Annotated in this window: 19 protein-coding genes, 1 tRNA gene and 1 riboswitch; of the genes, 8 read left to right on the top strand and 12 right to left on the bottom strand. The window is 64.9% G+C overall.

Annotated features, from left to right (window positions below):
• Window positions 1-77 precede the first annotated feature (77 nt).
• Together BMY90_RS12665 and BMY90_RS12660 are read left to right on the top strand one after the other, a co-directional pair.
• Complete coding sequence (locus tag BMY90_RS12665; protein WP_008215005.1) at window positions 78-1,370, top strand: adenylosuccinate synthase; 1,293 nt, start codon at window positions 78-80, stop codon at window positions 1,368-1,370.
• Window positions 1,371-1,643: 273 nt separating this feature from the next.
• Complete coding sequence (locus BMY90_RS12660; RefSeq protein WP_092704426.1) at window positions 1,644-4,292, top strand: M1 family metallopeptidase; 2,649 nt, start codon at window positions 1,644-1,646, stop codon at window positions 4,290-4,292.
• A gap of 69 nt (window positions 4,293-4,361) precedes the next feature.
• Here the strand turns inward: BMY90_RS12660 and gcvP are convergent, their stop codons facing one another.
• Both gcvP and BMY90_RS12650 read right to left on the bottom strand, forming a co-directional pair.
• On the bottom strand, window positions 4,362-7,289 hold the full coding sequence (gene gcvP, locus BMY90_RS12655) for an aminomethyl-transferring glycine dehydrogenase (protein ID WP_425438664.1): 2,928 nt from the start codon (window positions 7,287-7,289) through the stop codon (window positions 4,362-4,364).
• Between the two features lie 38 nt (window positions 7,290-7,327).
• Window positions 7,328-7,440, bottom strand: a riboswitch (glycine riboswitch).
• A gap of 191 nt (window positions 7,441-7,631) precedes the next feature.
• The gene (locus tag BMY90_RS12650; protein WP_092704422.1) at window positions 7,632-8,834 is read right to left on the bottom strand and encodes a sialidase family protein; all 1,203 of its coding nucleotides are present in this window, start codon (window positions 8,832-8,834) and stop codon (window positions 7,632-7,634) included.
• A gap of 112 nt (window positions 8,835-8,946) precedes the next feature.
• Between BMY90_RS12650 and BMY90_RS12645 the strand changes: the two genes are divergently transcribed.
• Window positions 8,947-9,354 (top strand): VOC family protein, encoded by a 408-nt coding sequence (locus BMY90_RS12645; protein WP_092704420.1) that lies wholly within the window; start codon window positions 8,947-8,949, stop codon window positions 9,352-9,354.
• Between the two features lie 119 nt (window positions 9,355-9,473).
• Here the strand turns inward: BMY90_RS12645 and BMY90_RS12640 are convergent.
• Window positions 9,474-9,560, bottom strand: a tRNA-Leu gene (locus tag BMY90_RS12640).
• Between the two features lie 114 nt (window positions 9,561-9,674).
• On the opposite strand from BMY90_RS12640, the gene rnr reads away from it, so the two are divergent.
• From rnr to sugE, 4 genes are all read left to right on the top strand, one after another.
• Window positions 9,675-12,434 carry a ribonuclease R gene (rnr, locus tag BMY90_RS12635; protein ID WP_425438663.1) on the top strand — a complete coding sequence of 920 codons (2,760 nt, stop codon included), beginning with the start codon at window positions 9,675-9,677 and terminating at the stop codon, window positions 12,432-12,434.
• On the top strand, window positions 12,431-13,177 hold the full coding sequence (rlmB, locus tag BMY90_RS12630) for a 23S rRNA (guanosine(2251)-2'-O)-methyltransferase RlmB (protein WP_008212305.1): 747 nt from the start codon (window positions 12,431-12,433) through the stop codon (window positions 13,175-13,177). The genes rnr and rlmB overlap by 4 nt, the downstream gene beginning before the upstream one ends.
• On the top strand, window positions 13,174-13,446 hold the full coding sequence (locus tag BMY90_RS12625; RefSeq protein WP_008212304.1) for a CBU_0592 family membrane protein: 273 nt from the start codon (window positions 13,174-13,176) through the stop codon (window positions 13,444-13,446). Before rlmB ends, BMY90_RS12625 begins: the two co-directional genes overlap by 4 nt.
• 108 nt (window positions 13,447-13,554) lie before the next feature.
• Window positions 13,555-13,878 carry a quaternary ammonium compound efflux SMR transporter SugE gene (gene sugE / locus BMY90_RS12620; RefSeq protein WP_008212303.1) on the top strand — a complete coding sequence of 108 codons (324 nt, stop codon included), beginning with the start codon at window positions 13,555-13,557 and terminating at the stop codon, window positions 13,876-13,878.
• A 114-nt stretch (window positions 13,879-13,992) separates the two neighbouring features.
• Here sugE and phoU read toward each other — a convergent pair whose 3' ends face one another.
• From phoU to rnt, 6 genes are all read right to left on the bottom strand, one after another.
• The gene (gene phoU, locus BMY90_RS12615) at window positions 13,993-14,724 is read right to left on the bottom strand and encodes a phosphate signaling complex protein PhoU (protein ID WP_008212302.1); all 732 of its coding nucleotides are present in this window, start codon (window positions 14,722-14,724) and stop codon (window positions 13,993-13,995) included.
• Between the two features lie 119 nt (window positions 14,725-14,843).
• Window positions 14,844-15,656 (bottom strand): phosphate ABC transporter ATP-binding protein PstB, encoded by an 813-nt coding sequence (gene pstB / locus BMY90_RS12610; RefSeq protein WP_092704418.1) that lies wholly within the window; start codon window positions 15,654-15,656, stop codon window positions 14,844-14,846.
• Window positions 15,653-16,519 (bottom strand): phosphate ABC transporter permease PstA, encoded by an 867-nt coding sequence (gene pstA / locus BMY90_RS12605; RefSeq protein ID WP_092704416.1) that lies wholly within the window; start codon window positions 16,517-16,519, stop codon window positions 15,653-15,655. The genes pstB and pstA overlap by 4 nt, the downstream gene beginning before the upstream one ends.
• Window positions 16,519-17,490: a phosphate ABC transporter permease subunit PstC gene (pstC, locus tag BMY90_RS12600; RefSeq protein WP_092704414.1), complete on the bottom strand. Its 972-nt coding sequence runs from the start codon at window positions 17,488-17,490 to the stop codon at window positions 16,519-16,521. Before pstC ends, pstA begins: the two co-directional genes overlap by 1 nt.
• Before the next feature lie 150 nt (window positions 17,491-17,640).
• Window positions 17,641-18,642, bottom strand: a complete 1,002-nt coding sequence (gene pstS / locus BMY90_RS12595; RefSeq protein ID WP_092704412.1) for a phosphate ABC transporter substrate-binding protein PstS — start codon at window positions 18,640-18,642, stop codon at window positions 17,641-17,643.
• A gap of 175 nt (window positions 18,643-18,817) precedes the next feature.
• Complete coding sequence (gene rnt / locus BMY90_RS12590; protein ID WP_092704410.1) at window positions 18,818-19,465, bottom strand: ribonuclease T; 648 nt, start codon at window positions 19,463-19,465, stop codon at window positions 18,818-18,820.
• Between the two features lie 189 nt (window positions 19,466-19,654).
• Between rnt and BMY90_RS12585 the strand changes: the two genes are divergently transcribed.
• A complete protein-coding gene (locus tag BMY90_RS12585; RefSeq protein ID WP_092704408.1) occupies window positions 19,655-20,959 on the top strand; it encodes a porin family protein in 1,305 nt (434 codons plus the stop codon).
• A gap of 283 nt (window positions 20,960-21,242) precedes the next feature.
• Here BMY90_RS12585 and nth read toward each other — a convergent pair whose 3' ends face one another.
• The 3 genes from nth to BMY90_RS12570 form a co-directional block, all read right to left on the bottom strand.
• Window positions 21,243-21,878 (bottom strand): endonuclease III, encoded by a 636-nt coding sequence (gene nth, locus BMY90_RS12580; RefSeq protein ID WP_092704406.1) that lies wholly within the window; start codon window positions 21,876-21,878, stop codon window positions 21,243-21,245.
• Window positions 21,879-22,020: 142 nt separating this feature from the next.
• Window positions 22,021-22,626 (bottom strand): electron transport complex subunit RsxB, encoded by a 606-nt coding sequence (gene rsxB / locus BMY90_RS12575; protein WP_092704404.1) that lies wholly within the window; start codon window positions 22,624-22,626, stop codon window positions 22,021-22,023.
• Window positions 22,627-22,641: 15 nt separating this feature from the next.
• Entirely contained in the window at window positions 22,642-23,139 is a 498-nt protein-coding gene (locus tag BMY90_RS12570; RefSeq protein ID WP_008212290.1) for a hypothetical protein, read from the bottom strand.
• Window positions 23,140-23,162 lie beyond the last annotated feature (23 nt).

Below are 23,162 nucleotides of genomic sequence, written 5' to 3'. Positions count from 1 at the left end.
AATTTGCGGCGGGGCACGATCCCGCCGAACCTCTTTCCGCGCCCCCCGATGGGGCGCATTGATGAGCGAGAGCAGCTATGGGCAAGTCAGTCGTCATTCTCGGTGCCCAGTGGGGCGACGAAGGCAAGGGCAAGATCGTCGACCTGTTGACCGAGCGGGTCAGCGCGGTGGCACGCTTCCAGGGCGGTCACAACGCCGGCCACACGCTGGTGATCAAGGGCAAGAAGACCGTGCTGCACCTGATTCCATCAGGCATCCTGCGTGACGATGCGCTGTGCCTGATCGGCAACGGCGTGGTGCTCTCGCCCGAGGCGTTGATCAACGAGATTGCCGAGCTGGAAGCCAATGGCGTCGACGTGCGTTCGCGCGTCAAGATCAGCCCGGCCACGCCGCTGATCATGCCGTACCACATTGCCGTGGACAAAGCGCGCGAGATCGCGGCCGGCGGCAAGGCCATCGGCACCACCGGCCGCGGCATCGGCCCGGCCTACGAAGACAAGGTCGCCCGCCGTTCCATCCGCGTCGCCGACCTGATGTATCCGCATGAGCTGCCGGAGAAGATCAAGGCGGCGGTGGAGTACTACAACTTCATCCTGACCCAGTGGCTGAAGGCCGAGCCGGTGGATTACGACACCGTGCTGAAGGATGCGCTGGCCTGGGGCGAATACATCAAGCCGCTGGTGGACGACGTCGCCACCATCCTGCACGACGTGCGCAGGGATGGCGGCAACATCCTGTACGAAGGTGCGCAGGGCGCGCTGCTCGACATCGACCACGGCACCTATCCGTATGTCACCTCGTCCAACACCACCGTGGGCGGCGCGCTGGCCGGCACCGGCGTGGGCGCACACGACATCGACTACGTGCTGGGCATCTGCAAGGCCTACGCCACCCGCGTCGGCAGCGGTCCGTTCCCGACCGAGCTGAACGACGAGATGGGCGAACTGCTGCGCAAGAAGGGCAACGAGTTCGGTGCCAGCACTGGCCGTCCGCGCCGCTGCGGCTGGATCGACCTGGTCGCGCTGAAGCGTGCGGTGCAGATCAACGGCATCAACGGCCTGGCGCTCACCAAGCTGGACGTGCTCGACGGCCTGCCCAGCATCAAGGTTTGTATCGCCTACGAATACCGCGGCAAGCGCCGCGAGCTGGCGCCGCTGGATGCGGACGGCTGGGACGAGTGCAAGCCGGTCTACCTGGAGTTCCCGGGCTGGGAAGAGTCCACCGCCGGCATCCGCGACTGGAACAAGCTGCCCGCTGCCGCCCGCGCCTACCTGCGTGCAGTCGAGGAGTTGTCCGGTTGCCGCCTGGCCATCGTCGCCACCGGCGCCGACCGCGACGACACCATCTGCCTGGACGATCCGTTCGCCTGATTGGTGCGTGTGTTCGTTGCTGCGAAAAGGCCCCGTTCGGGGCCTTTTCCATTTTGGCCAGGGCTTGTCGTGCCTGCCCGTTTCCGCACGGGTCCTGATCCGCTGCAAACCAAGCCGTGCAGGCATGACTTCCGGCGGTGTCTGGGTGGCTCCCTTGTCGCCACCATGTGTGCTGGAGCTGTGCGGGACATCCGCATCCACATGTTCGTTATTTGCCCGGTGCGGCTGCCAGCCGTAGATCGGGTCGTTGCTTGACACAAGGAGAAGTCGTATATGCGCAAGTCTTTGGTTTCCGCGATCGCGTTGGCGCTCGCCCTTTCCGCAGGTGGCCTGATGGCGGCACCGGCGCATGCGGTCGCCGATGGCGCCTCGCTGACGACCACCCAGCTTCCGCGCACCGTGCGACCCACGCACTATGATGTGGCCATCGTGCCGCATGCCGACAAGCTGAGCTTCGACGGCAAAGTCACGGTGGACGTGCGGGTGCTGCAGCCCACCCGCAGCATCACGCTCAACGCGTTGAACATGACGTTCGCCTCGGCGCGGTTGACTCCGGCGCACGGCAAGGCGCTCGTCGCCAAGGTAAGTGTGGACGCGAAGCACCAGACGGCCACCTTCACCTTCGACAAGTCAGTGGCGCCTGGCAGCTACAAGCTGGCGATGGCCTACACCGGCAAGATCGAGACCCAGCCCAACGGGCTGTTCGCGATCGATTACGACACCAAGAGTGGCAAGAAGCGCGCGCTGTACACCCAGTTCGAGAATTCCGATGCGCGCCGCTTCATTCCTTCGTGGGACGAGCCGGCCTACAAGGCCACCTTCGACCTGACGGTGACCGTGCCCAGCGACGAGATGGCGGTCAGCAACATGCCGGTGGCGTCGAAGACCGAACTCGGCAACGGCATGGCGAAAGTGACCTTCCAGCCCACGCCGAAAATGTCCACCTACCTGCTGTTCTTCGGCGTGGGCGATTTCGATCGCGCCACCACCACCTCGGACGGCACCCAGATCGGCGTGATCATGCAGAAGGGCAAGAGCGCGCAGGCGGCATTTGCGCTGAAGTCGGCCAGTGAAGTCCTGCACGATTACAACGACTACTTTGGCGTGAAGTACCCGCTGCCCAAGCTGGACAACATCGCCGCGCCGGGCAGCAGCCAGTTCTTCTCGGCGATGGAGAACTGGGGCGCGATCTTCACCTTCGAGTACGCGATGCTGCTCGACCCGTCGTTCTCCACCCAGGGCGACAAGATGAACGTGTTCAACACCGAGGCGCACGAAATGGCGCACCAGTGGTTTGGCGACCTGGTGACCATGAACTGGTGGGACAACCTGTGGCTCAACGAGGGTTTTGCCTCGTGGATGGCCGAACGCGAGACCGAGTTGCGGCATCCGGAATGGAACACGGTGCTCGACACCGTGGGCACGCGCGAAGGCGCTATGTCGCGCGACGCGGTGGCCACCACCCATCCCATCGTGCAGAAGATCGACACCGTGGAGCAGGCCAGCCAGGCCTTCGACACCATCACCTATTCCAAGGGCGAGGCGGTGATCCGCATGCTCGAGGCCTACGTCGGCCCCGATGCGTGGCGCCAGGGCGTGCGCAATTACATCAAGGCGCACGCGTACGGCAATACCGTGTCCGACGACCTGTGGCATGCGATGGACGGCGTGGCTGGCGGCAAGCCGATCACCCAGGTGGCACACGATTTCACGCTGCAGCCCGGAGTCCCGCTGATCAAGGTGGACTCGGTCGTGTGCAGCGACGGAGCCACCACCGTGAAGCTGACCCAGGGTGAATTCACCAAGGATCGCCCGAACAAGAAGCCGCTGCACTGGCACGTGCCGGTGATTGCACAGGTGGTGGGCAGTGCCAAGGCCAGCACCCTGGTGGATGGCCACGTCACCATGAAACTGCCGGGTTGCGGCCCGGTGCTGGTCAATGCGGGGCAGAGCGGCTACTACCGCACCCTGTATGCGCCGGCACAGCTTGCCAAGCTCAAGGGCGACTTCAACAAGCTGGCTCCGATCGACCAGCTCGGCTTGATGAGCGATGCCTGGGCCGAAGGCATGGCCGGCCTGGAGCCGGTGTCCGACTTCCTCGACATGGCCAAAGCCATACCGGCGGATGCCAACCCGACCATCTGGTCGGAAGTGGCCGGCAGCCTGACCGCGCTGGACAGCTATTACCGCGGCGACAAGGCCCGTCAGACCCGCTTTCGCGCCTATGCGGTCAAGCAACTCAAGCCGGTGTTCGCACGGGTGGGCTGGGATGCGAAGCCTGGCGAAAGCACTTCCACCACCTTGCTGCGCACACAGCTGATCGGCGCGCTGGCCGAACTGGGCGACCAGGACATGCTCAACGAGGTTCGTCGTCGCTACGCCGAGCAGGCCAGCAACCCCAAGGCGTTGCCGGCGGCCTTGCGCAAGACCGTCTACGCGATCGTGGCGGTGAACGCCGACGCAGCCACCTGGGACAAGTTGCACGCTCAGGCGAAGGCCGAGACCACGCCGCTGATCAAGGATCGCCTGTATGGCCTGCTTTCCATCGCCAAGGACAAGGCGCTGGGCAAGCGCGCGCTGGCGCTGGCGCTGACCGCCGAACCCGGTGCCACCAACAGCGCCGGGATGATCCGCGGAGTGGGCTGGCGCCATCCGGAACTGGCCTACGACTTCGCCATGGCGCACCGCGCGCAGGTGGACAAGCTGGTTGATTCCACGTCCAGCACCCGCTTCTATCCGGCGCTGGGTGGCAGCTCGTTCGACCCGGCGATGATCGGCAAGATCAAGGCCTACGAGGCCACCATCGCACCGACCGCGCGTCGCCCGGCGGAAACCGTCATCGCCAACATCAAGTACCGCACGATGATCCGCAACCAGCGCCTGCCGGCGGTGGATGCGTGGCTGGAAAAGAACGGCGGCTGAGTCGGCGTGAAGCACTGACAGAAAGGCCCCGCCAAGCGGGGCCTTTCTTCATCTGTACCGAGGCGTGGATCAGGCCTCGGCTTCTTCCTTGTAGGCATCCACCGGGATGCAGGCGCACATGATGTTCTTGTCGCCGTAGACGTTGTCCACGCGGGCCACCGGCGGCCAGTACTTCTGCTGCCGCAAGGTGGCGAGCGGGAAGGCGGCCAGTTCGCGCGGGTAGGCGTGCGTCCACTCGGTGCCGCTGACCATGGCGGCGGTGTGCGGCGCGTGGTGCAGCGGGTTGTCTTCGCGGTCCAGCTTGCCTTCCTCCACCGCACGGATTTCGTCGCGAATCTGGATCATCGCGTCGATGAAGCGATCCAGTTCGAACTGCGACTCGCTTTCGGTCGGTTCCACCATCAGCGTGCCGGCGACCGGGAAGCTGAGCGTGGGCGCGTGGAAGCCGAAGTCGATCAGGCGCTTGGCCACGTCCTCGGCGCTGATGCCGGTGCTGTCCTTCAGCGGGCGCAGGTCGAGGATGCACTCATGCGCCACCAGCCCGTTACGGCCGGTGTACAGGGTGGGATAGTGCGGTGCCAGTCGCTTGGCCACGTAGTTGGCGTTGAGCAAGGCCACCTGGGTGGCTTTGCGCAGGCCTTGCTGGCCCATCAGGGTGATGTACATCCAGCTGATCGGCAGGATCGATGCGCTGCCAAACGTGGCGGCGCTGACCATCGCGCCGTTGCCGGTGCCCTGCGTGCGGATGCCGTCGTTGCCGAGCGCGCCCGGCAGGAACGGCGCCAGGTGCGAACGCACCGCGCACGGGCCCACGCCCGGGCCGCCGCCGCCATGCGGGATGCAGAAGGTCTTGTGCAGGTTGAGGTGGCTGACGTCCGAGCCCCACTTGCCGGGCTTGGCCACGCCGACCAGCGCGTTCATGTTGGCGCCGTCGGTGTACACCTGCCCGCCGTGCTGGTGGACGATGTCGCAGATGGCGACCACGTCTTCCTCGAACACGCCGTGGGTGGACGGATAGGTGAGCATGATCGCGGCAAGGTTGGCCGAGTGCTTTTCGGCCTGCGCGCGGATGTCTGCCAGGTCCACGTTGCCGTTCGCGTCGCACTTGGTGACCACCACCTTCATGCCGCACAGGTGGGCGGACGCCGGGTTGGTGCCGTGGGCGGATTCCGGGATCAGGCAGATGTCGCGATGACCTTCGCCGCGCGACTGGTGATACGCACGAATCGCCAGCAGGCCCGCGTATTCGCCCTGCGCGCCGGAGTTCGGCTGCAGGCTCACCGCGTCGTAGCCGGTGATCTCCACCAGTTGCGCTTCCAGCCCGGCGATCAGTTCCTGGTAGCCATGGGTCTGCGCGGCCGGTGCGAACGGATGGATGTTGGCGAATTCCGGCCAGGTGACCGGGATCATCTCGGCGGTGGCGTTGAGCTTCATCGTGCACGAGCCCAGCGGGATCATCGTGCGGTCCATCGCCAGGTCCTTGTCGGCCAGCGCACGCAGGTAGCGCAGCAGTTCGTGCTCGCTGTGGTGCGTGTTGAACACCGGATGGGTGAGGAACGGCGAAGTGCGCTGCAGTGCCGGCGGGATCAGCGACGGCGCGCTGGTGTCCAGGTCGTCGATGCTGGGGAGCTTGGCGTCGTCGCCGCCGAAGATGCGCCACAGCAGCTCGATGTCGGCGCGGGTGGTGGTCTCGTCCAGCGAGATGCACAGGTATTCGCCCCACGCCTTGCGCAGGTTGGCGCCCAGCGCCACCGCGCGGGCGGCGATGGCGTCGGTGCGATCGCCGGTCTTCAGGCTGATCGTGTCGAATGCGGTTTCATGGTGGCTGGCGGTGAAGCCGAGCTGCTGCAGGCCAGCCTTGAGGATGGCAGTGAGTCGCGCCACGCGCGAGGCGATGCGCGTCAGGCCCTGCGGGCCGTGGTAGACGGCGTACATCGAGGCCATCACGGCCAGCAGCACTTGGGCGGTGCAGATGTTGCTGGTGGCTTTCTCGCGGCGGATGTGCTGCTCGCGCGTCTGCAGGGTGAGGCGGTAGGCCTTGTTGCCCTCGGCGTCGATGGAGACGCCGATCAGGCGGCCCGGCATCGAGCGCTTGTAGGCATCGCGGCAGGCCATGAAGGCGGCATGCGGGCCGCCGAAGCCGAACGGCACGCCGAAACGCTGCGTATTGCCGATCACGATGTCCGCACCCATCTCGCCTGGCGACTTGAGCAGGGTCAGCGCCAGCAGGTCGCTGGCGAAGATGGCCAGCGCGTTCCTGGCGTGGATCTTGGCGACTTCGTCGCTCCAGTCCATCAGCCAGCCGCTGCTGGCCGGGTACTGGATCAATGCCGCGAAATAGTCGTCCGCGGCGATCGCGGCGTCCCATTCCTCGGCCGAGTTGGCCAGCTTGACCGTCAGGCCCAGCGGCTCGGCGCGCGTGCGCATGACCTCGATGGTTTGCGGATGCGCATCGCCGGACACCACGACCACGTTGCCCCTGGCCTTGGCCGAACGCTTGGCCAGGGTCATCGCCTCGGCGGCCGCGGTGGCTTCGTCCAGCAGCGAGGCGCTGGCGATCTCCATGCCGGTGAGGTCGGCGCACATGGTCTGGAAGTTGATCAGCGCTTCCATGCGGCCCTGCGAGATTTCCGCCTGGTACGGCGTGTAGGCCGTGTACCACGCCGGGTTTTCCAGGATGTTGCGCAGGATGACGTTCGGTGTGTGGGTGCCGTAATAGCCTTGGCCGATGAAGCTCTTGAACACCTGGTTCTTGTCCGCGATGGCGCGGATCTTGGCCAGTGCGTCCACTTCGGTCATGGCCGGCGCCAAGGCCAGCGGTGCGGGCGATTTGATCTTGCCGGGCACGATGGCGTCGGTCAGCGCTTCCAGCGAATCATGGCCGACGATGTGCAGCATCCGGGCGATCTCGGCATCGTCGGGGCCGATGTGGCGATCGATGAACGCGCCGTGGTTTTCCAGGTCGCGCAGCGAGGGGGGAGAGGTCTTCTGGCTCATGGCAAAGGGCATCCGAAAGCACGTGCATGCCGCACGCTAGGCGCCCCTCTGTCCTTTTGCCTGAGAGTTTGGAGGCGTGGATCGGTGTGACTGACCCATGCCTCGTGCACCTTCGGCGCCGGATTCAACCGGTCTCTCCAGAGTGTTTACGCGTGGTGGTGTGGGGCCTGAGCGATTACGGGCGTTACGTCTTCGGCAGCGTACGCGCCCCTCCGGGCTCGCGCGCTTCTCCCACCATGCATCTACCGGATTGATTATACAGGGGCACAGGCCGTGTTGCCGCCTGTCTGGACGTGCGCCGAAATGAGGGGCATCGGGCGCCCGGGCGGCCGTTGCGCCGCGCTATCCCTGGTGGCAGCCGTGATGAAGCCAGGCCAGGTTGAAGCGGGCGAAGCTGAGGTTGCCGGCACCGTCCTCATAGAAGATGCCGAAGCTGCCATCGGGCAACCGCGTCATGACCGAATACATGGCGTCACCGGCATCGAGTACGCGCCCGGCATCCCAGGTCCGGCCGTCGTTGCAGGACAGGCGCAGCGTGAGTCGGCGCCGCTCGTGCGGGTCGGCCGTATTGCTGAACAGCAGCCAGTGGGCCTTGGCCTGGCCGGGCGCGGCCAGCGGCGCAACGCGAATGATGTCGCCGTTGTTGTGCGGGTCGGGAAGCTGGGGCTCGGGGGCGACCGGGCCGAAGTGGATGCCGCCGTCGTGCGAGCGGGCCAGCATGCGCGTATGCATGCGGGGATCGGACGAGCGCATGTTTTCCATCACCGTGCCGTCGGCCAGTTCCACCGCCTTGCTCTCATCGAGGTTGTCGCCGATCGGCACTCCGGTTTTCCAGCTGGTGCCATGGTCATCGCTGTAGATGTTGACGACGTGGTTGAGGTTGTTCGGGCCGCGGAAGACATAGGGCTGGATCAGTCGTCCTCTGGCGCCCTGGTCGTTGAACAACTGGAGGCCGTGGCCGGAGGTGGCAAACATGCCTTTCCACGTGGGCGACTTGATGGTTGCGGTCAGGTCGCGCGGGCCCTGCCAACTGGCGCCGTTGTCGTCCGACCACACGTAGCGTGGATGCAGCGTGGTGCTGCTGTCGGTGGTATTGCCCGGCTGCGACGTGGCAAAGCCGATGCCGCGCGGAGCGTAGGCGTAGAAGAGGAAGATGCGGCCGGTGTCACGATCGACCAGCAGGCTGCTGTCGCCCGCGCCGATCCCGTCGCCGTAGTGGACCACGCGTTGCGGTGCGCTCCAGCTGCGGCCCATGTCGCGGCTGCGGCGCAGCATGACGTCGATGTTGCCGGGCAGGTCGTGTGCCGCGTCGATACGCGCGTCGTAGCTGGCCAGCAGGGTGCCGTCTTTCGCCACGGCCAGTGCGGGAATGCGATACGTGTGCACGTCAAGATCGCCGGGCCTGGCCAGGGTGATTCGCTGGAACAGCGGGACGTGGGCTTGGCCCGGGGCCGGGGCCGCGGCCGCCTGCGAGGGTGCGGCAACAGCGATTATTCCGGCAATGGCCACGGTGGCGAGGCGACGGTACAGCGGTGCGGATGGCATGGGCGTGGCGGGATGCGGTGGCAGGCGACAGATTCTAGCGGCAGGGTTCGGGCATCATTCGCTGGCACGTTATGCTCGTGCGGATGGATTCCCCGACACGAGGTGCCAAGAAATGATCCGCATCGGTGAAATCGACCACGTGGTCCTGCGCGCCATCGATATCGAGGCCATGCAGCGTTTCTATTGCGATGTGCTCGGTTGTCATGAAGAGCGACGGCAGGACGAGATCGGCCTGGTGCAATTGCGTGCCGGCGCCTCGCTGATCGACCTGGTCAGCATCGACGGCAAGCTGGGTCGCGCCGGCGGTACGGCACCGGGCCGGGAAGGGCACAACATGGATCACCTGTGCCTGCGCGTGGAGGATTACGACGAGGCGGCGATCCTTGCCCACCTGAAAGCGCACGCGGTGCGCATCGGCGAGCTGGGCATGCGTTACGGCGCGCGCGGCGAGGGCCCGTCGATCTACCTGTACGACCCGCAGGGCAACATGGTGGAACTGAAGGGGCCGGCGGTCGCCTGAGGTGGCTGTTTTGCCCCGGAATGGGTGGCAAGTGCTCGACGTGCCACGCGGTCGCAACTGAGTGCAGGCCAACTGCCGGAAAAAACGAAGGCCGCCTTGCGGCGGCCTTCGTTTACAATTGGTGCCCAGAAGAGGACTCGAACCTCCACGGAGTTGCCCCCGCTAGCACCTGAAGCTAGTGCGTCTACCAATTCCGCCACCTGGGCAAGTGGTTCACGCCGCCCGTTTCCGGTCTGCGTGAGCCGCGTAGAGTAGGCACCTCCCCGGGGGTTGTCAACCATAATCTTCAAACAATTTTCCCGGACATCGCGTCACACTGCATGCGGTGCCCCCTACAAGGTAATCAAGTGACCAGAAAAACCAGGCAAGGCAGCAACGGAGACGGCGCGCCGCAGGCGCCCGCGGACAAGACCCCCGTGGCCAAGGCCAAGACATCCCGGGCCGCGTCCCCGAAGGCGTCGTCGCCCAAGCCGACGCCGCGTGCGCGCAAAGGTGGCAAGGGCCATGGCGGCAACGCCGGCTCGCGCGACCCGCACGCCGATCGCGAGGCGCAGCGTTACGAGCGGCCGATTCCCAGTCGCGAGGCGATCCTCGCCTTGCTTGAGGAACGCGGCGAATTGCTGTCCGAGGCGCGCATTGCCGAAGCGCTGGACTTGCACGACGCCTACGACGTGGGCGCGTTGCACAAGCGCCTGGCGGCGATGGTGCGCGATGGCCAGTTGTTGCTGGGCCGGCGTGGCGGCTATGCCCCGGCGCAGAAGCTCGACCTGATTCCCGGCGTGGTGCTGGCGAATGCCGAGGGCTACGGTTTCCTGCGCCCCGACGAGGGCGGCGAGGACCTCTACCTGTCACCGCAGCAGATGCGCACGGTGCTGCATGGCGATCGCGTGCTGGCCAGCGTGGTCGGCGTGGACCGGCGCGGTCGCCGGCAAGGCGCCATCGTCGAAGTGCTGCAGCGGCGCTCGCCGCGGCTGGTCGGCCGCGTGGTGATCGAGAACGGCGTGACCCTGGTGACGCCGGACGATCGCCGCCTGCACCAGGACGTGATGATTCCGCCCGACCAGACCCAGGGCGCACGTTCGGGCCAGATCGTGGTGGTGGAAATCACCGATCCGCCGTCGCCGCATCGTGGTCCGCTCGGTGCGATTCGCGCGGTGCTGGGTGAACGGTTGCAGCCGTCGCTGCTGGTGGAAATGGCGATTGCCAGCCACGACCTGCCGCACGAGTGGCCGGCGGAAGTGCTGCGCGACGCGGCGCAGGTGGAATCGCAGGTCACCGCCGCCGAGCGCGAGGGCCGCACGGATCTGCGCAAGCTGCCGCTGGTGACCATCGACGGCGCCGATGCGCGTGACTTCGACGACGCGGTGTATGCCGAGCCGAAGCGTGGCGGTGGCTGGCGGCTGATCGTGGCGATCGCCGACGTGTCGCATTACGTGCCGGTCGGCAGCGCGCTGGACAAGGAAGCGTTCGAACGCAGCACATCCACCTATTTCCCCGGTTTCGTGGTGCCGATGCTGCCCGAGACACTGTCCAACGGCATCTGTTCGCTCAACCCGAAGGTGGAGCGGCTGTGCATGGTTTGCGACATGCAGGTCGATGCCGAAGGCGCGGTGGTCAAGTCGAAGTTCTACGACGCGGTGATGCGTTCGCACGCACGCCTGACCTACGACAAGGTGTGGCAGGTGGTCGGCCTGAACGATGCCGATGCGCGCCACGAAGTGGCCGACGTGCTGCCGCAGCTGGAAAACCTGCACGCGCTGTACAAGGCGATGGCGGCGCAGCGCAAGCGCCGGGGCGCGATCGATTTTGAGACGCCGGAAGTGAAGTTCCGCCTTGATCAACGCGGTGAAGTGGAGGCGATGGGCGCCACCCAGCGCAATGACGCGCACAAGCTGATCGAGGAATGCATGATCGCCGCCAACGTGCAGGCGGCGCTGTTCCTGGAAAAGAAGAAGATCCCCGCGCTGTTCCGCGCGCATGAGCCGCCGCCGGCGGAAAAGTACGAAGACCTGCAGCAGTTCCTGCGCGAGTTCAAGTTGCGCATGCCGCCGGTGGACGAAGTCACGCCGGCCGATTTCTCCGACGTGCTGCGCATGGTGCAGGATCGTCCCGAGCGCGAGCTGATCCAGAGCGTGCTGTTGCGTGCGCAAAGCATGGCCGCCTACCAGCCAGACAACCGCGGCCACTTCGGTTTGGCGCTGTCGGCGTACGCGCATTTCACTTCGCCGATCCGCCGCTATCCAGACCTGTTGGTGCATCGCGCGCTGCGCTATGCGATCACCGGCGGCAAGCCGTCCGGTTACCAGTACACGCCGGCCGAAATGGCCGCGATGGCGGTGCATTGCTCGCAGCGCGAGCGCCGCGCCGAGGAAGCCGAGCGCGACGTGGACGAACGCTTCAAGTGCGCCTGGATGGCCAAGCACGTGGGCGAGGAGTTCGACGGCGTGGTCACCGGCGTCACCTCGTTCGGCCTGTTCGTGGAGCTGGAAGAATCGCGGGTGTCCGGCCTGGTGCACATCAGCCAGTTGAGCAACGACTACTACCACTTCGATCCGCAGCGACACTTGCTGAAGGGCGAGCGTACCGGCACCCAGTTCCGCCTGGGCGACCACGTGCGCGTGCAGGTGCTGCGCGCCAGCCTGGAGGATCGCAAGATCGATTTCCGGCTGGTGGCGCCGCGCTCGCATGCCAAGCCGCCGGCGAGCGGCGGCAAAGCCTACGACTACGCGGCGGCCGGCGAGCGTTACTCGTTGCCGAAGAAGCCTGCGGCGGCTGGAAAGGGGGCGGGCATGTTCGGCCGCGCGGCCAAGGCGATCGGTCGTGCCTTCGGTCGCAAGGATGACGCCGAGACCAGCGTGACCGTGCCGGCCCCACGCAAGGCTGCATCGGGTGATAATCCGCCGCGCGCATCCTCGCGTGGCAGCGAACGGCCGGCACGAGGCGCGGACGCGAAAGGCAACGCCGGCCGCACCGCACCGCGCAAGAGCGGTTCCGCCAAGCGTGCGCCCGCGTCAACCGCCGCACCCGCTGCGAAGAAACGCAGTGGGCGCAAACCGAACAAACCCAAAGGCAAGTCATGAGTGAAAGCTGGATCGTCGGGATCAACCCGGTCGAAGGTGCGCTGAGCAACGACGCGACGCGTGTGCGCGAAGTGCTGGTCGAGAACGGCCAGCGCAATCCGCGCGTGCACGAGCTGGCCGAACAGGCCAAGGCGCTGAACATCCCGGTGCATCATCGTCCGCGCGAGCAACTGGAAAAGCTGGCCGGTGCCGCACGGCACCAGGGTGTGGCGGCGTTGTACGAGGCGCCGCCGATGGGGCACGAGAATGATCTTGCGGCGCTGCTCGAACGCGATGGCAGCGCTACCCTGATTCTGGTGCTCGATGGCGTCACCGATCCACACAACCTGGGCGCCTGCCTGCGCAGTGCCGCGGCGGCCAAGGTCACCGCGGTGATCGTGCCGAAGGACCGCGCGGTGGGACTGACCCCGGTGGTGCGTCGGGCCTCGGCTGGTGGCGCGGATCGCGTGCCGTTGGTCGCGGTGACCAACCTCGCACGAACGTTGCGCGAGCTGAAGGAGGCCGGTGTGTGGATCACCGGTCTGGCCGGCGACACCGAGCAGTCGCTCTATGGTGTCGACCTGAAGGGACCGGTGGCGCTGGTGCTGGGCAGCGAAGGCGAGGGCATGCGCCGGTTGACCCGCGAGACCTGCGATTTCGTGGCAAAGATTCCCATGCCGGGTGCGATGGAAAGCCTCAATGTTTCCGTCGCGACGGGTGTCGTGTTGTTCGAGGCCTTGCGTCAGCGGAGTGCGGTGCGATGACTTTCTTCTGGTACGACTGGGCCGGTTACATCGGCGTGCTGCTGGTGTTGCTGGCATTCCTTCTGATGCAAGCCCACAAGTTGCATGGCAACGGACTGACGTACCAGCTGATGAACATCTTCGGCGCGGTGGGGGTGATGCTGTCGCTGCTGTTCGGCGGCTTCAACTGGTCGGCCTTTCTGATGCAGGTGGCGTGGCTGCTTATCGGCATCTTCGGCGTCGCGCGCAGTGTGCAGGTGCGTCGCATGGAGCGCGAGCGGCTGCCGTAGTCACATGCGGCAGGCTCATGCGTGCCATGTGCTTCGAGTGGCGGGACGACCCGCCACTTTTCCCGTTTCGTGGGGACGGCCCTGCGCGCGATGCGAAGGAGCTTCGTCATGGCATGGCTTTACCTGGTGCTCGCCGGCCTGTTCGAAATCGGTTGGGCCATCGGCCTGAAATACAGCGAGGGCTTTTCCCGGCTTTGGCCCGGCGTGGCGACGGTGGCGGCGATGGCCGTCAGCGTGGTGTTGCTGGCGTTGGCTGCAAAGACGCTGCCGATCGGCACGGCGTATGCGGTTTGGACCGGCATCGGTGCTATCGGCGCGGTGATCCTGGGGATCGTGCTGTTTGGCGACCCCGCTACGCCGTTGCGGCTGGCCTGCGTGGGACTGATCCTGCTGGGCGTGGTCGGGTTGAAACTGGTGGGCGGGGCGTCTTGAAAAGCACCGCTCCCCGGCCCTCTCTTGCGCAGCAAAGAGGGGAGCAAAACGTGCATCGATACCGGTTTTGCACCTCACCCTGCATGCAGGGTGAGGCTGGGAGAAGGTGACTTCTTACGTGCGCGGTTTGCCCGGTATCGGGGGCTGCGGCTCGGAGGTGAGGTCACGCTTGTTGCGTTGCTTGTCCAACTGTTCGCCGGTGACCTGGAACCACACGTTTTCGGCGATGTTGGTGGCGTGGTCGCCGATGCGCTCGATGTTCTTGGCCATGAACAGCAGATGCGTGCACGGCGTGATGTTGCGCGGATCTTCCATCATGTAGGTGAGCAGTTGGCGGAAGTAGCCGGTCCAGGCTTCGTCCAGCCGCGCATCGCTCTCCCACACCTGGCGGGCGTGCTCGGCATCGCGGTTGCGGTAGGCGCGCAACACTTCGCGGACTTCGTCCACGGCCAGTGCGGCAAGGGTGGCCAGGCCATTGGCGGGCGCCACCGGGGCCAGCATCGACAACGGGATCGCGCGCTTGGCCACGTTGGCTGCGTAGTCGCCGATGCGCTCGATGTCGGCGGCGATGCGCAGCGCGGCGAACACGTTGCGCAGGTCGCCAGCCATGGGTGCACGCAAGGCCAGCAAACGCACCACGTCGTGACTGATTTCCTGCTCAAGCTGGTCGATGGCGTCGTCGTTGTCCACCACACGGCGGGCGGCGCGTTCGTCGCGGCGTTCGACCACGTCGATGGCAGCCTCGAGCTGACGCACGGACAGTTCGCCCATGCGCACCAGTTCGCCTGTAAGGCGTTCCAGTTCGTCGTCGTAGCTCTTGATGATGTGGTCTTTGCTGGTGCTCATGGTGTGCCTCGTGGTTTTTCCTCACTTTCGGAGGAAGAGGGGAGGGCGGAACGATGCGTCGAGGGCGCCCGCCCCCTCACCCCAACCCTCTCCCCAGAGGGGAGAGGGAGCCGTTTTGTTCAGCCGAAGCGACCGGTGATGTAGTCCTCGGTCTGCTTTTTCGCCGGCTTGGTGAAGATTTTTTCGGTGGCGTCGAATTCGATCAGTTCGCCCATGTACATGAAGGCGGTGCGGTCGGAGACGCGTGCGGCCTGCTGCATGTTGTGGGTGACGATGACGATGGTGTAGTCGTGCTTGAGCTCTTCCACCAGCTGTTCGATGCGGCCGGTGGCGATCGGGTCCAGCGCGGAAGTGGGTTCGTCGAGCAGCAGCACCTCGGGGCGAAGCGCGATGCCGCGCGCGATGCACAGGCGCTGCTGCTGACCGCCGGAGAGGCCGAGCGCATCGCGCTTCAGCTTGTCCTTCACCTCGTCCCACAGCGCGGCGCTGCGCAGCGCCTGCTCCACGCGAACCTCCATGTCGGCCTTGCCCAGCTTCTCGTGGTGGCGGATGCCGTAGGCGACGTTCTCGAAGATGGTCATCGGGAACGGCACCGGCTTCTGGAACACCATGCCGACCTTGCTGCGCAGGCGATTCATCGAGTACGCGGGATCAAGGATGTTCTCGCCATCCAGCATTACTTCACCGGTGGCATTCAGCTTCGGGTAAATCGCGTAGATGCGGTTGAACACGCGCAGCAGGGTGGATTTGCCGCAACCGGACGGACCGATGATGGCAGTGACCTGCTTCTCCGGGATGCCCATGCTGACGCCGTGCAGGGCGCGCGAGCCGTTGTAGAAAAAATCCAGTCCGCGCACCTCGATCTTGGTACGGGCGGGAGCAGCGGCCGTGGCGGTCATGCCGATGGCATCGTTGGCTGCGTGTTCGTTCATGGGGAACCTTTCTTGCGTGCAAACAGCAGGCGGGTCAACAGGCTCAATGCGAGCACGAACAGCGTGATCAGCAATGCGCCGGCCCAGGCAATGGCGTGCAGTGACGGGCTGGGATCGTTGGTGTACTGGTAGATGGCTACCGGCAGGCTTTCCATCTTGTCCAGCGGGTTCACCGCCATGAAGTTGTTGCCGAAGGCGGTGAACAACAGTGGCGCGGTTTCGCCGGCCAGTCGTGCCAGTGCCAGCAGTACGCCGGTGACGATGCCGGACGTGGCGGCCCGCATCAGCACCTGCACGGTCACCTTCCATTGCGGGATGCCCAGCGACAGGGCTGCCTCGCGCAGCGTGCCGGGGACCAGTTGCAGCATTTCGTCGGTGGTGCGCACGATCACCGGCAGGCCGATCAAGGCCAGTGCCACCGCCCCGGCAATACCGGAGAACGATACCGCGCCGTGGGTGAAGTTCGACATCGGTACCACGATGATCACGTACACGAACAGGCCGAGCACGATGGAGGGGGCCGACAGCAGGATGTCGTTGAGGAAGCGGATGGTGGCGCCCAGCTTCGAGCGGTTGGCGTACTCGGCCAGATAGGTGCCAGCCAGCACGCCGATCGGTGTGCAGATCAGCAGGGCGATCACGTCCATCATCAGGCTGCCGACGATGGCGTTGGAGAGACCGCCCTCATCGGCATAGGCGGTGATTTTGGTGAACAGGCGCGGGCTGAGCGCGCCGATGCCGTTCTTCAGCGTCACCCACAGGATCCACGCGAGGAAGATCAGCCCCAATGCGGTGGCACAGCCACTGAGGAGCATGGCCACGACGTTGATGATGCGTCGACGGGTATGGATCGAGGAGGCCATCAGCGACCCTCCTTGCGGGCCAGTTGGCGCAGCATCAGGCGGGCAATCAGCAGCACCACGAAGGTCACCACGAACAGCAGGAAGCCCAGTGCGATCAGCGCCGAGCGATGCACGCCCACGGCCTCGTTGAATTCATTGGCAATGGCCGACGAAATCGTGGTGCCCGGCATCAGCAGCGACGAGGTGATGTCGTACGAGTTGCCCAGCACGAAAGTCACCGCCATGGTCTCGCCCAGCGCGCGGCCAAGGCCGAGGAAGATGCCGCCGATCACCGCCGAGCGCGTGTACGGCAGCACGATGTCCCACACCACTTCCCAGGTGGTCGAGCCCAGCGCATAGGACGATTCCTTCAGGCGTGTCGGCACGGTGCGGAACACTTCGCGCATCACCGAGCAGATGAAGGGCAGGATCATCACCGCCAGCACGATGCCGGCGGTCAGCAGGCCCAGGCCCAGCGGCGGGCCCTGGAACAGTTTGCCGATCAGCGGGATGCGGCCGAGCGTGTCGCTCAGGGTCGGCTCGATCCGCGACATGAACGGCACGAACACGAACAGGCCCCACATGCCGTAGATGATCGACGGGATGCTGGCCAGCAATTCGATGGCGGTGGCCACCGGGCTGCGCAGCCAGGCTGGCGCGATCTCGGTGAGAAACAGGGCGATGCCGAAACTGGTCGGCACCGCGAGAATCAGGGCGATCAGGGATGTAACCAAGGTGCCGAACACCGGCGCCCATGCGCCGTAGTCGTCATTGACCGGATCCCATGCGGAACTGGTGAGAAAGTGCAGACCCTGCCCGAACAGAACCTCGCGCCCACCCCACAGCGTGGAGAGCGCGGCACCCAGCAGGGCAGCCAGGACCAGTAGCGCGCAACCTTTCAGCAGGCGGCGGAACAGCGCGTCATGGCGCGTGTCGGCGCGGCTGCGGTGTTCGGTGGATGGTTGGCGGGTGTCGATGGGATTTGCCTGCATGTCGAGTGAAGGTTGTGCCAGCGAATTCCGTTCACCCTGAGCGCAGGTCGCGTCCTTGGAACAAGGATGGGACCGAAGTCGAAGAGGTGTCGCCTCGACTCCGCTTGCTGTGCAAGCTGCGCTCAGCGCGAACGGTTACTCATGCCATGTTCAAAGCTTGAACTCGGCCTTCCAGTAACCTTCGATCTGCTTCACCAGCGGCGCGGGCAGCGGGACGTAGTCCAGAGCCTTGGCCTGCGGCTGGCCATTGGCGTAGGCCCACTTGAAGAAGTCGAGGGCAACCTTGGAGTTGGCCTCGTTCTTCGGCTGCTTGTACATGATCACCCACGAGGTGGCGGTGATCGGCCACGCCTCGGCGCCCGGGGCGTTGGTCATCAGCAGGTTGAAGTTCTTCGCGTGCGCCCAGTCCGCGGTAGCGGCAGCGGCCTGGAAGCTGGCGGTCTTGGGCTCCACCACCTTGCCGGCAGCGTTCTTCATCACCGCGTAGCCGATATGGTTCTGCAGCGCGTAGGCGTATTCCACGTAACCGATCGAGTTCGGGATCTGCTTGATGTAAGCCGACACGCCCTCGTTGCCCTTGCCGCCGATGCCCACCGGCCACTTCACGGCCGTGCCTTCACCGACCTTGGACTTCCAGGTGGCGCTGACCTTGGACAGGTAATCGCTGAAGTTGAAGGTGGTACCCGAACCATCCGAACGATGCACCACGGTGATCTTCGCGTCGGGCAGCTTCAGGCCCTTGTTGAGCGCGGCGATGGCCGGATCGTTCCACTTGGTGATCTCGCCCAGGTAGATGCGCGCCAGGGTGGGGCCGTCCAGCACCATCTTGCCGGCGGCGACGCCGGAGACGTTGAACGCCGGCACGATGCCGCCGATCACGTCGGGAAACTGGCCCAGGCCGAACTTGTCCAGGGTGGCCTCGTCAAGCGGCATGTCGGAAGCGCCGAAATCGACCGTGCCGGCCTTGATCTGCGCAATGCCGCCACCGGAACCAATGGACTGGTAGTTGACGTGGTTGCCGGTCTTTTCGGCGTAGCTGGCCGACCACTTGGAAATGACCGGATACACAAAGCTCGATCCGGCGCCGGTGATGTCGGTAGCCTGGGCGGTTCCGCCCAGCGCCATGGCGACAACAACGGCGATCAGGCCCATGCGCGGGGTGAAGCGGATTGATTTCGACACGTTGGCTCCTTGGAAGGGACGACGGGCGGTGTGCCCGGTACCGCTATTTCAAGCGTCGTGCATTGCAAGGATGTGAGACGAGTGTTTCATTACGATGACAGTCGCGCAGAACTGTCATTGATCCGCACGGAGATCCGCACGAATTTCAGGGCGTTGCGGCGTGCTCGCGTGTTTCCAGCTGGCGCCAGCGGTTGACGATGCCGCAGAACAGCTCGGCGGTGCGTTCGGCGTCGTACACCGCCGAATGGGCTTCGCGTGTGTCGAATTCCAGGCCCGCGGCTTGCGCCGCCTTGCTCAACACGGTCTGGCCATAGGCGAGGCCGCCCAGCGTGGCGGTATCGAAGCAGCTGAAGGGGTGGAACGGATTGCGCTTGTGCGCGATGCGGCGCACCGCGGCGTTGACGAAGCCGAGGTCGAAGGCGGCGTTGTGGCCGACCAGGATCGCGCGCTGGCAGCCGTATTCGCGCATCACCTGGCGCACCGCCTGGAAAATGCGTTCCATGGCCATGCGTTCGTTCATGGCGCCGCGCAACGGGTTGTACGGATCGATGCCGGTGACTTCCAGCGCGCGCGGGTCGAGGTTGGCGCCGGGGAAGGGCTCGACATGTGCCGATATCGCCGGCTGCGGATGCAGGAAGCCGTCCGGGTCCATGTCGAGCGTGACCGCCGCGATTTCCAGCAACGCGTCATGCTCGGCATCGAAACCGCCGGTTTCCACGTCCACCACCACGGGCAGGAAGCCGCGGAACCGCTCGACCATGCGGTTGGCCATGCTGTTGTTGTGTACGTCCATGGGCCAAGCATATCAGCCAGTCGGCGGCGTGAGCCGGGCACGGATATGACGGCTGTCTTCATTTCGTAACGTGATTTGAATCGAATAGTCATCCAGACACGACATCCTGCTTGCCGTTCCTGACATGGCCGGCCAGCAAGATCGATTAGGGGGCGGTCGACGTGATTCCTACCATCAGTGGAGATTTCCATGCGTTCTAAGATTCTCGTGGCGGCGATTGCCGTCAGCCTGGGCGTGAGCAGCTTTGCGGCCACCGCCGCGCCGGCCCAGGTCCGTCATCACAAGTCGACCGCGCGGTCTTCGGCCAGCACCAGCGAGTTGCAACAGATGAAGGCCGAGATCATGGCCTTGCAGCAGAAGGTGGATGAGCTGCAGTCGCAGTCCGCCAACCAGGCCCAGACCCAACAACAGACCGCGCAGGCGGTGCAGCAGGTGCAGGCGCAACAGCAGACGATTGCGGCCGCGCCGGCGCCGGATGCCGAACTGAGCAAGCGCCTGGATCGCCTGGACAAGCTGGTCGACAACACCACGGTCGGCGGCAAGATGTACTTCGATTTCTCCAACATCAACCAGAAGAACAGCGACACCGGCAAGACCAACAACAGCGGTATCGGCCTGGATGTGAAGCGCTTCTACCTGAGCGTGACGCACAAGTTCGACGACATCTGGTCGGCCAACCTGACGACCGACTTCAACTACGTCAGCAATGATGGCGAAACCAACCTGTTCGTGAAGAAGGCTTACGTGCAGGGCACGTTCGACAAGGCGGCGATCCTGCGCATAGGTTCGGCCGACATGCCGTGGATTCCGTTCGTCGAGGATTACTACGGCTTCCGCTACGTGGAACCGACCGTGACCGATCGCAATCATTACGCGAACTCTGCGGATTGGGGCTTGCACATGTTCGGCAGCGTGGGCTCGAACGGCATGTTCAACTATGCCGTGTCCGCGGTGAACGGCAATGGCTACAAGAACCCGAGCCGCAGCAAGGGCGTGGATTTCGAAGGCCGCGTCGGCTTCTCGCCGATCGAGGGCATGGTCGTGGCGCTGGGTGGTTACACCGGCGATCGCGGCAAGAAGCTGGAGAACACCAGCGTTGACCACACCGCCCAGCGTGGCGACCTGATGGTGGCCTACAAGAGCAAAGCGTTCCGGGTGGGTGCGGAATACTTCACCGCAAAGAACTGGAACAACGTCATGCTGCCGCAGTCCGACAAGGCTGATGGTTACTCGGTGTGGGGCAGCGTGGCGCTGAACGATTACATGACGCTGTTTGGTCGTTACGACAAGATCAAGCCGAGCAAGACGCTGGCGTCGCAGAACGAAGACAAGTATTACAACCTGGGCCTGCAGTTCGCGGTAACCAAGGGCTTCCAGCTGGCAGCGGTGTGGAAGCACGAGTCGGGCGACACCCAGGTATCTGCCCCGGTGCCGCCGCATGTGCAGAACCTGAAGACCAACGAGATCGGCGTGTACGGGCAGGTCGCGTTCTGACACACGGGTTCCCCCGAACCGTCACATACCCATGGCAGCATGGGCATGCGATTTATCGAAGGGAGTTCGACCCAGGGACGGAAAACGGCGGGCATCAGCCCGCCGTTTGCTTTTTTGGGTGGTCAGCTCTTCTCCCTCTCTCCTTCGGGGAGAGGGCCGGGGTGAGGGGCAACCTCGCAGCATGCCTCAACGGAACAGCTTGCATTTGTGGCCTTATCGCGAGCACCCGCCCCTCACCTCAGTCCTCTCCCCGGAGGGGAGAGGAAGCAAGGCCTGATGCCACTCAGGTGACGGTCTTGTCCTTGTAGCGGCAGAGGTCGCGGATCACGCAATGCGGGCAGTCCGGCTTGCGCGCCTTGCACACGTAGCGCCCGTGCAGAATCAGCCAGTGATGCGCGTCTTGCCGGAATTCCGCCGGTATCACCTTGACCAGTTTGTCCTCGACCACGCGCACGTCCTTGCCCGGTGCCAAGCCGGTACGGTTGCTGACGCGGAAGATGTGCGTGTCCACCGCCATGGTGGGTTCGCCGAACGCCGTGTTAAGCACCACGTTGGCAGTCTTGCGGCCCACGCCGGGCAGCGCTTCCAGCGCCTCGCGCGTGCGTGGCACTTCACCTTCATGCTGCTCGACCAGGATTTGGCACAGCGCGATCACGTTCTTCGCCTTGGCGTTGAACAGGCCGATGGTGTTGATGTACTTCTTCAGCCCGTCCTCGCCCAGCGCGAGGATCGCCTGCGGCGTGTTCGCCAGTGGATAGAGCTTGCGCGTGGCCTTGTTCACGCCCACGTCGGTGGCCTGCGCGGACAGCACCACCGCCACCAGCAGCTCGAACGGCGTGTCGTATTCCAGTTCGGTGGTGGGATGCGGGTTCAGCTCGCGCAGGCGGGTGAACAGTTCGACCACGTCGGCGCGCTTCATGGGTATGGTGCATGCTGCGGAAAGTGCCCCGTCGTTCCAGCGAAAGCTGGAACCCAGTGGCTTTCGGATGTCCAGGGTGCCAAGGCACTGGATGCCAGCGTCCGCTGGCATGACGTGGCGGGAGTGGTGCGGCAATTTGCGGTCACTGGTCTTTACCCTGTTGTTTTGCCCGGGCGCGCGCCAGCGCGGCCAGCACCGGATTGCTGGCTGCGGCAACATCCACCGCCGCCTTGCGCGCGGCCAGTTCCGCTTCGCGTTTGGCTGCTTCGCGCGCCAGCCGCGCTTCGCGTTTCCGGAAATGTTCGCGCGCCGCATCGGCATGCGCCTGGTCGAGCTGTTCCATCGGCATCGGCTCCAGCACGATGCAGTCCACCGGGCAGGCCGGGACGCACAATTCGCAGCCGGTGCAGTCGTCGACGATCACGGTATGCATCAACTTGGCCGCGCCGACGATGGCGTCGACCGGGCAGGCCTGGATGCATTTGGTGCAGCCGATGCAATCCGCCTCGATGATGCGTGCCAGCATGCGCGGTTTTTCCACGCCGTGTTCGGAATTCAGCGGCAGCGCGGGGCGATCCAGCAACGCAGCCAGTTTCTCGATGCCGTCGGCGCCGCCTGGCGGGCATTGGTTGATCTCGGCTTCGCCCAGCGCGATCGCTTCCGCATACGGCCGGCAGCCGTGGTAACCGCACTGCTCGCACTGCGTCTGCGGCAGGATGGCATCGATGCGGTCGGCCAGTGTCGTCATGGGAACAGTCGGCGCCTAGCGCCGGGCTGCATTGGTCAGTGACTCGGTGACGAGCTGCTGCAGGATTCCGCTGGACGCCTTGCGCATATCCAGGGCAATCGCCTCATGTGTGGAGACAAGCTTGGATGTGTAGGGTGAGCGCGGGCCTTGGGCCAACAGCGAGCGAAGTTCTTCCGTGCTGAAATATCTGGCGTAGATCTCGGCCAGATTGTGGTCCCATTGCGCCTGATAGCCGGGGCGTGCCTTGGTAATTTCTTCGGCAACGATCTGCCGCGCGTTGTCGGTTCCGTGCGATCTTGCCAATCCGGCGAACGTCACCGTGCTGCCGGCCACCCGGTTGGCCAGTCGTTCCAGGTTGTGCGCGGTGTCGAGGCGTTGTACCAGCGCCATGGCCGGATCGGCGGATGGTGCCTTGGTTTGCGGAAGAGGGGTGGCATGGGCGCCGCCCGGCCATGCGAGTGTCGAGATCGATGCCGACGCAATCAGCACGAACGCAATCTTCCAGATTTTCACTGCAGCCTCCTTGGTGCCGCGGA

This window comes from Rhodanobacter glycinis, assembly GCF_900114325.1.
Lineage (GTDB): Bacteria > Pseudomonadota > Gammaproteobacteria > Xanthomonadales > Rhodanobacteraceae > Rhodanobacter_A > Rhodanobacter_A glycinis.
Note: the sequence above shows the minus strand (reverse complement) of the source record. Positions and strands in the feature narration are given on the sequence as shown.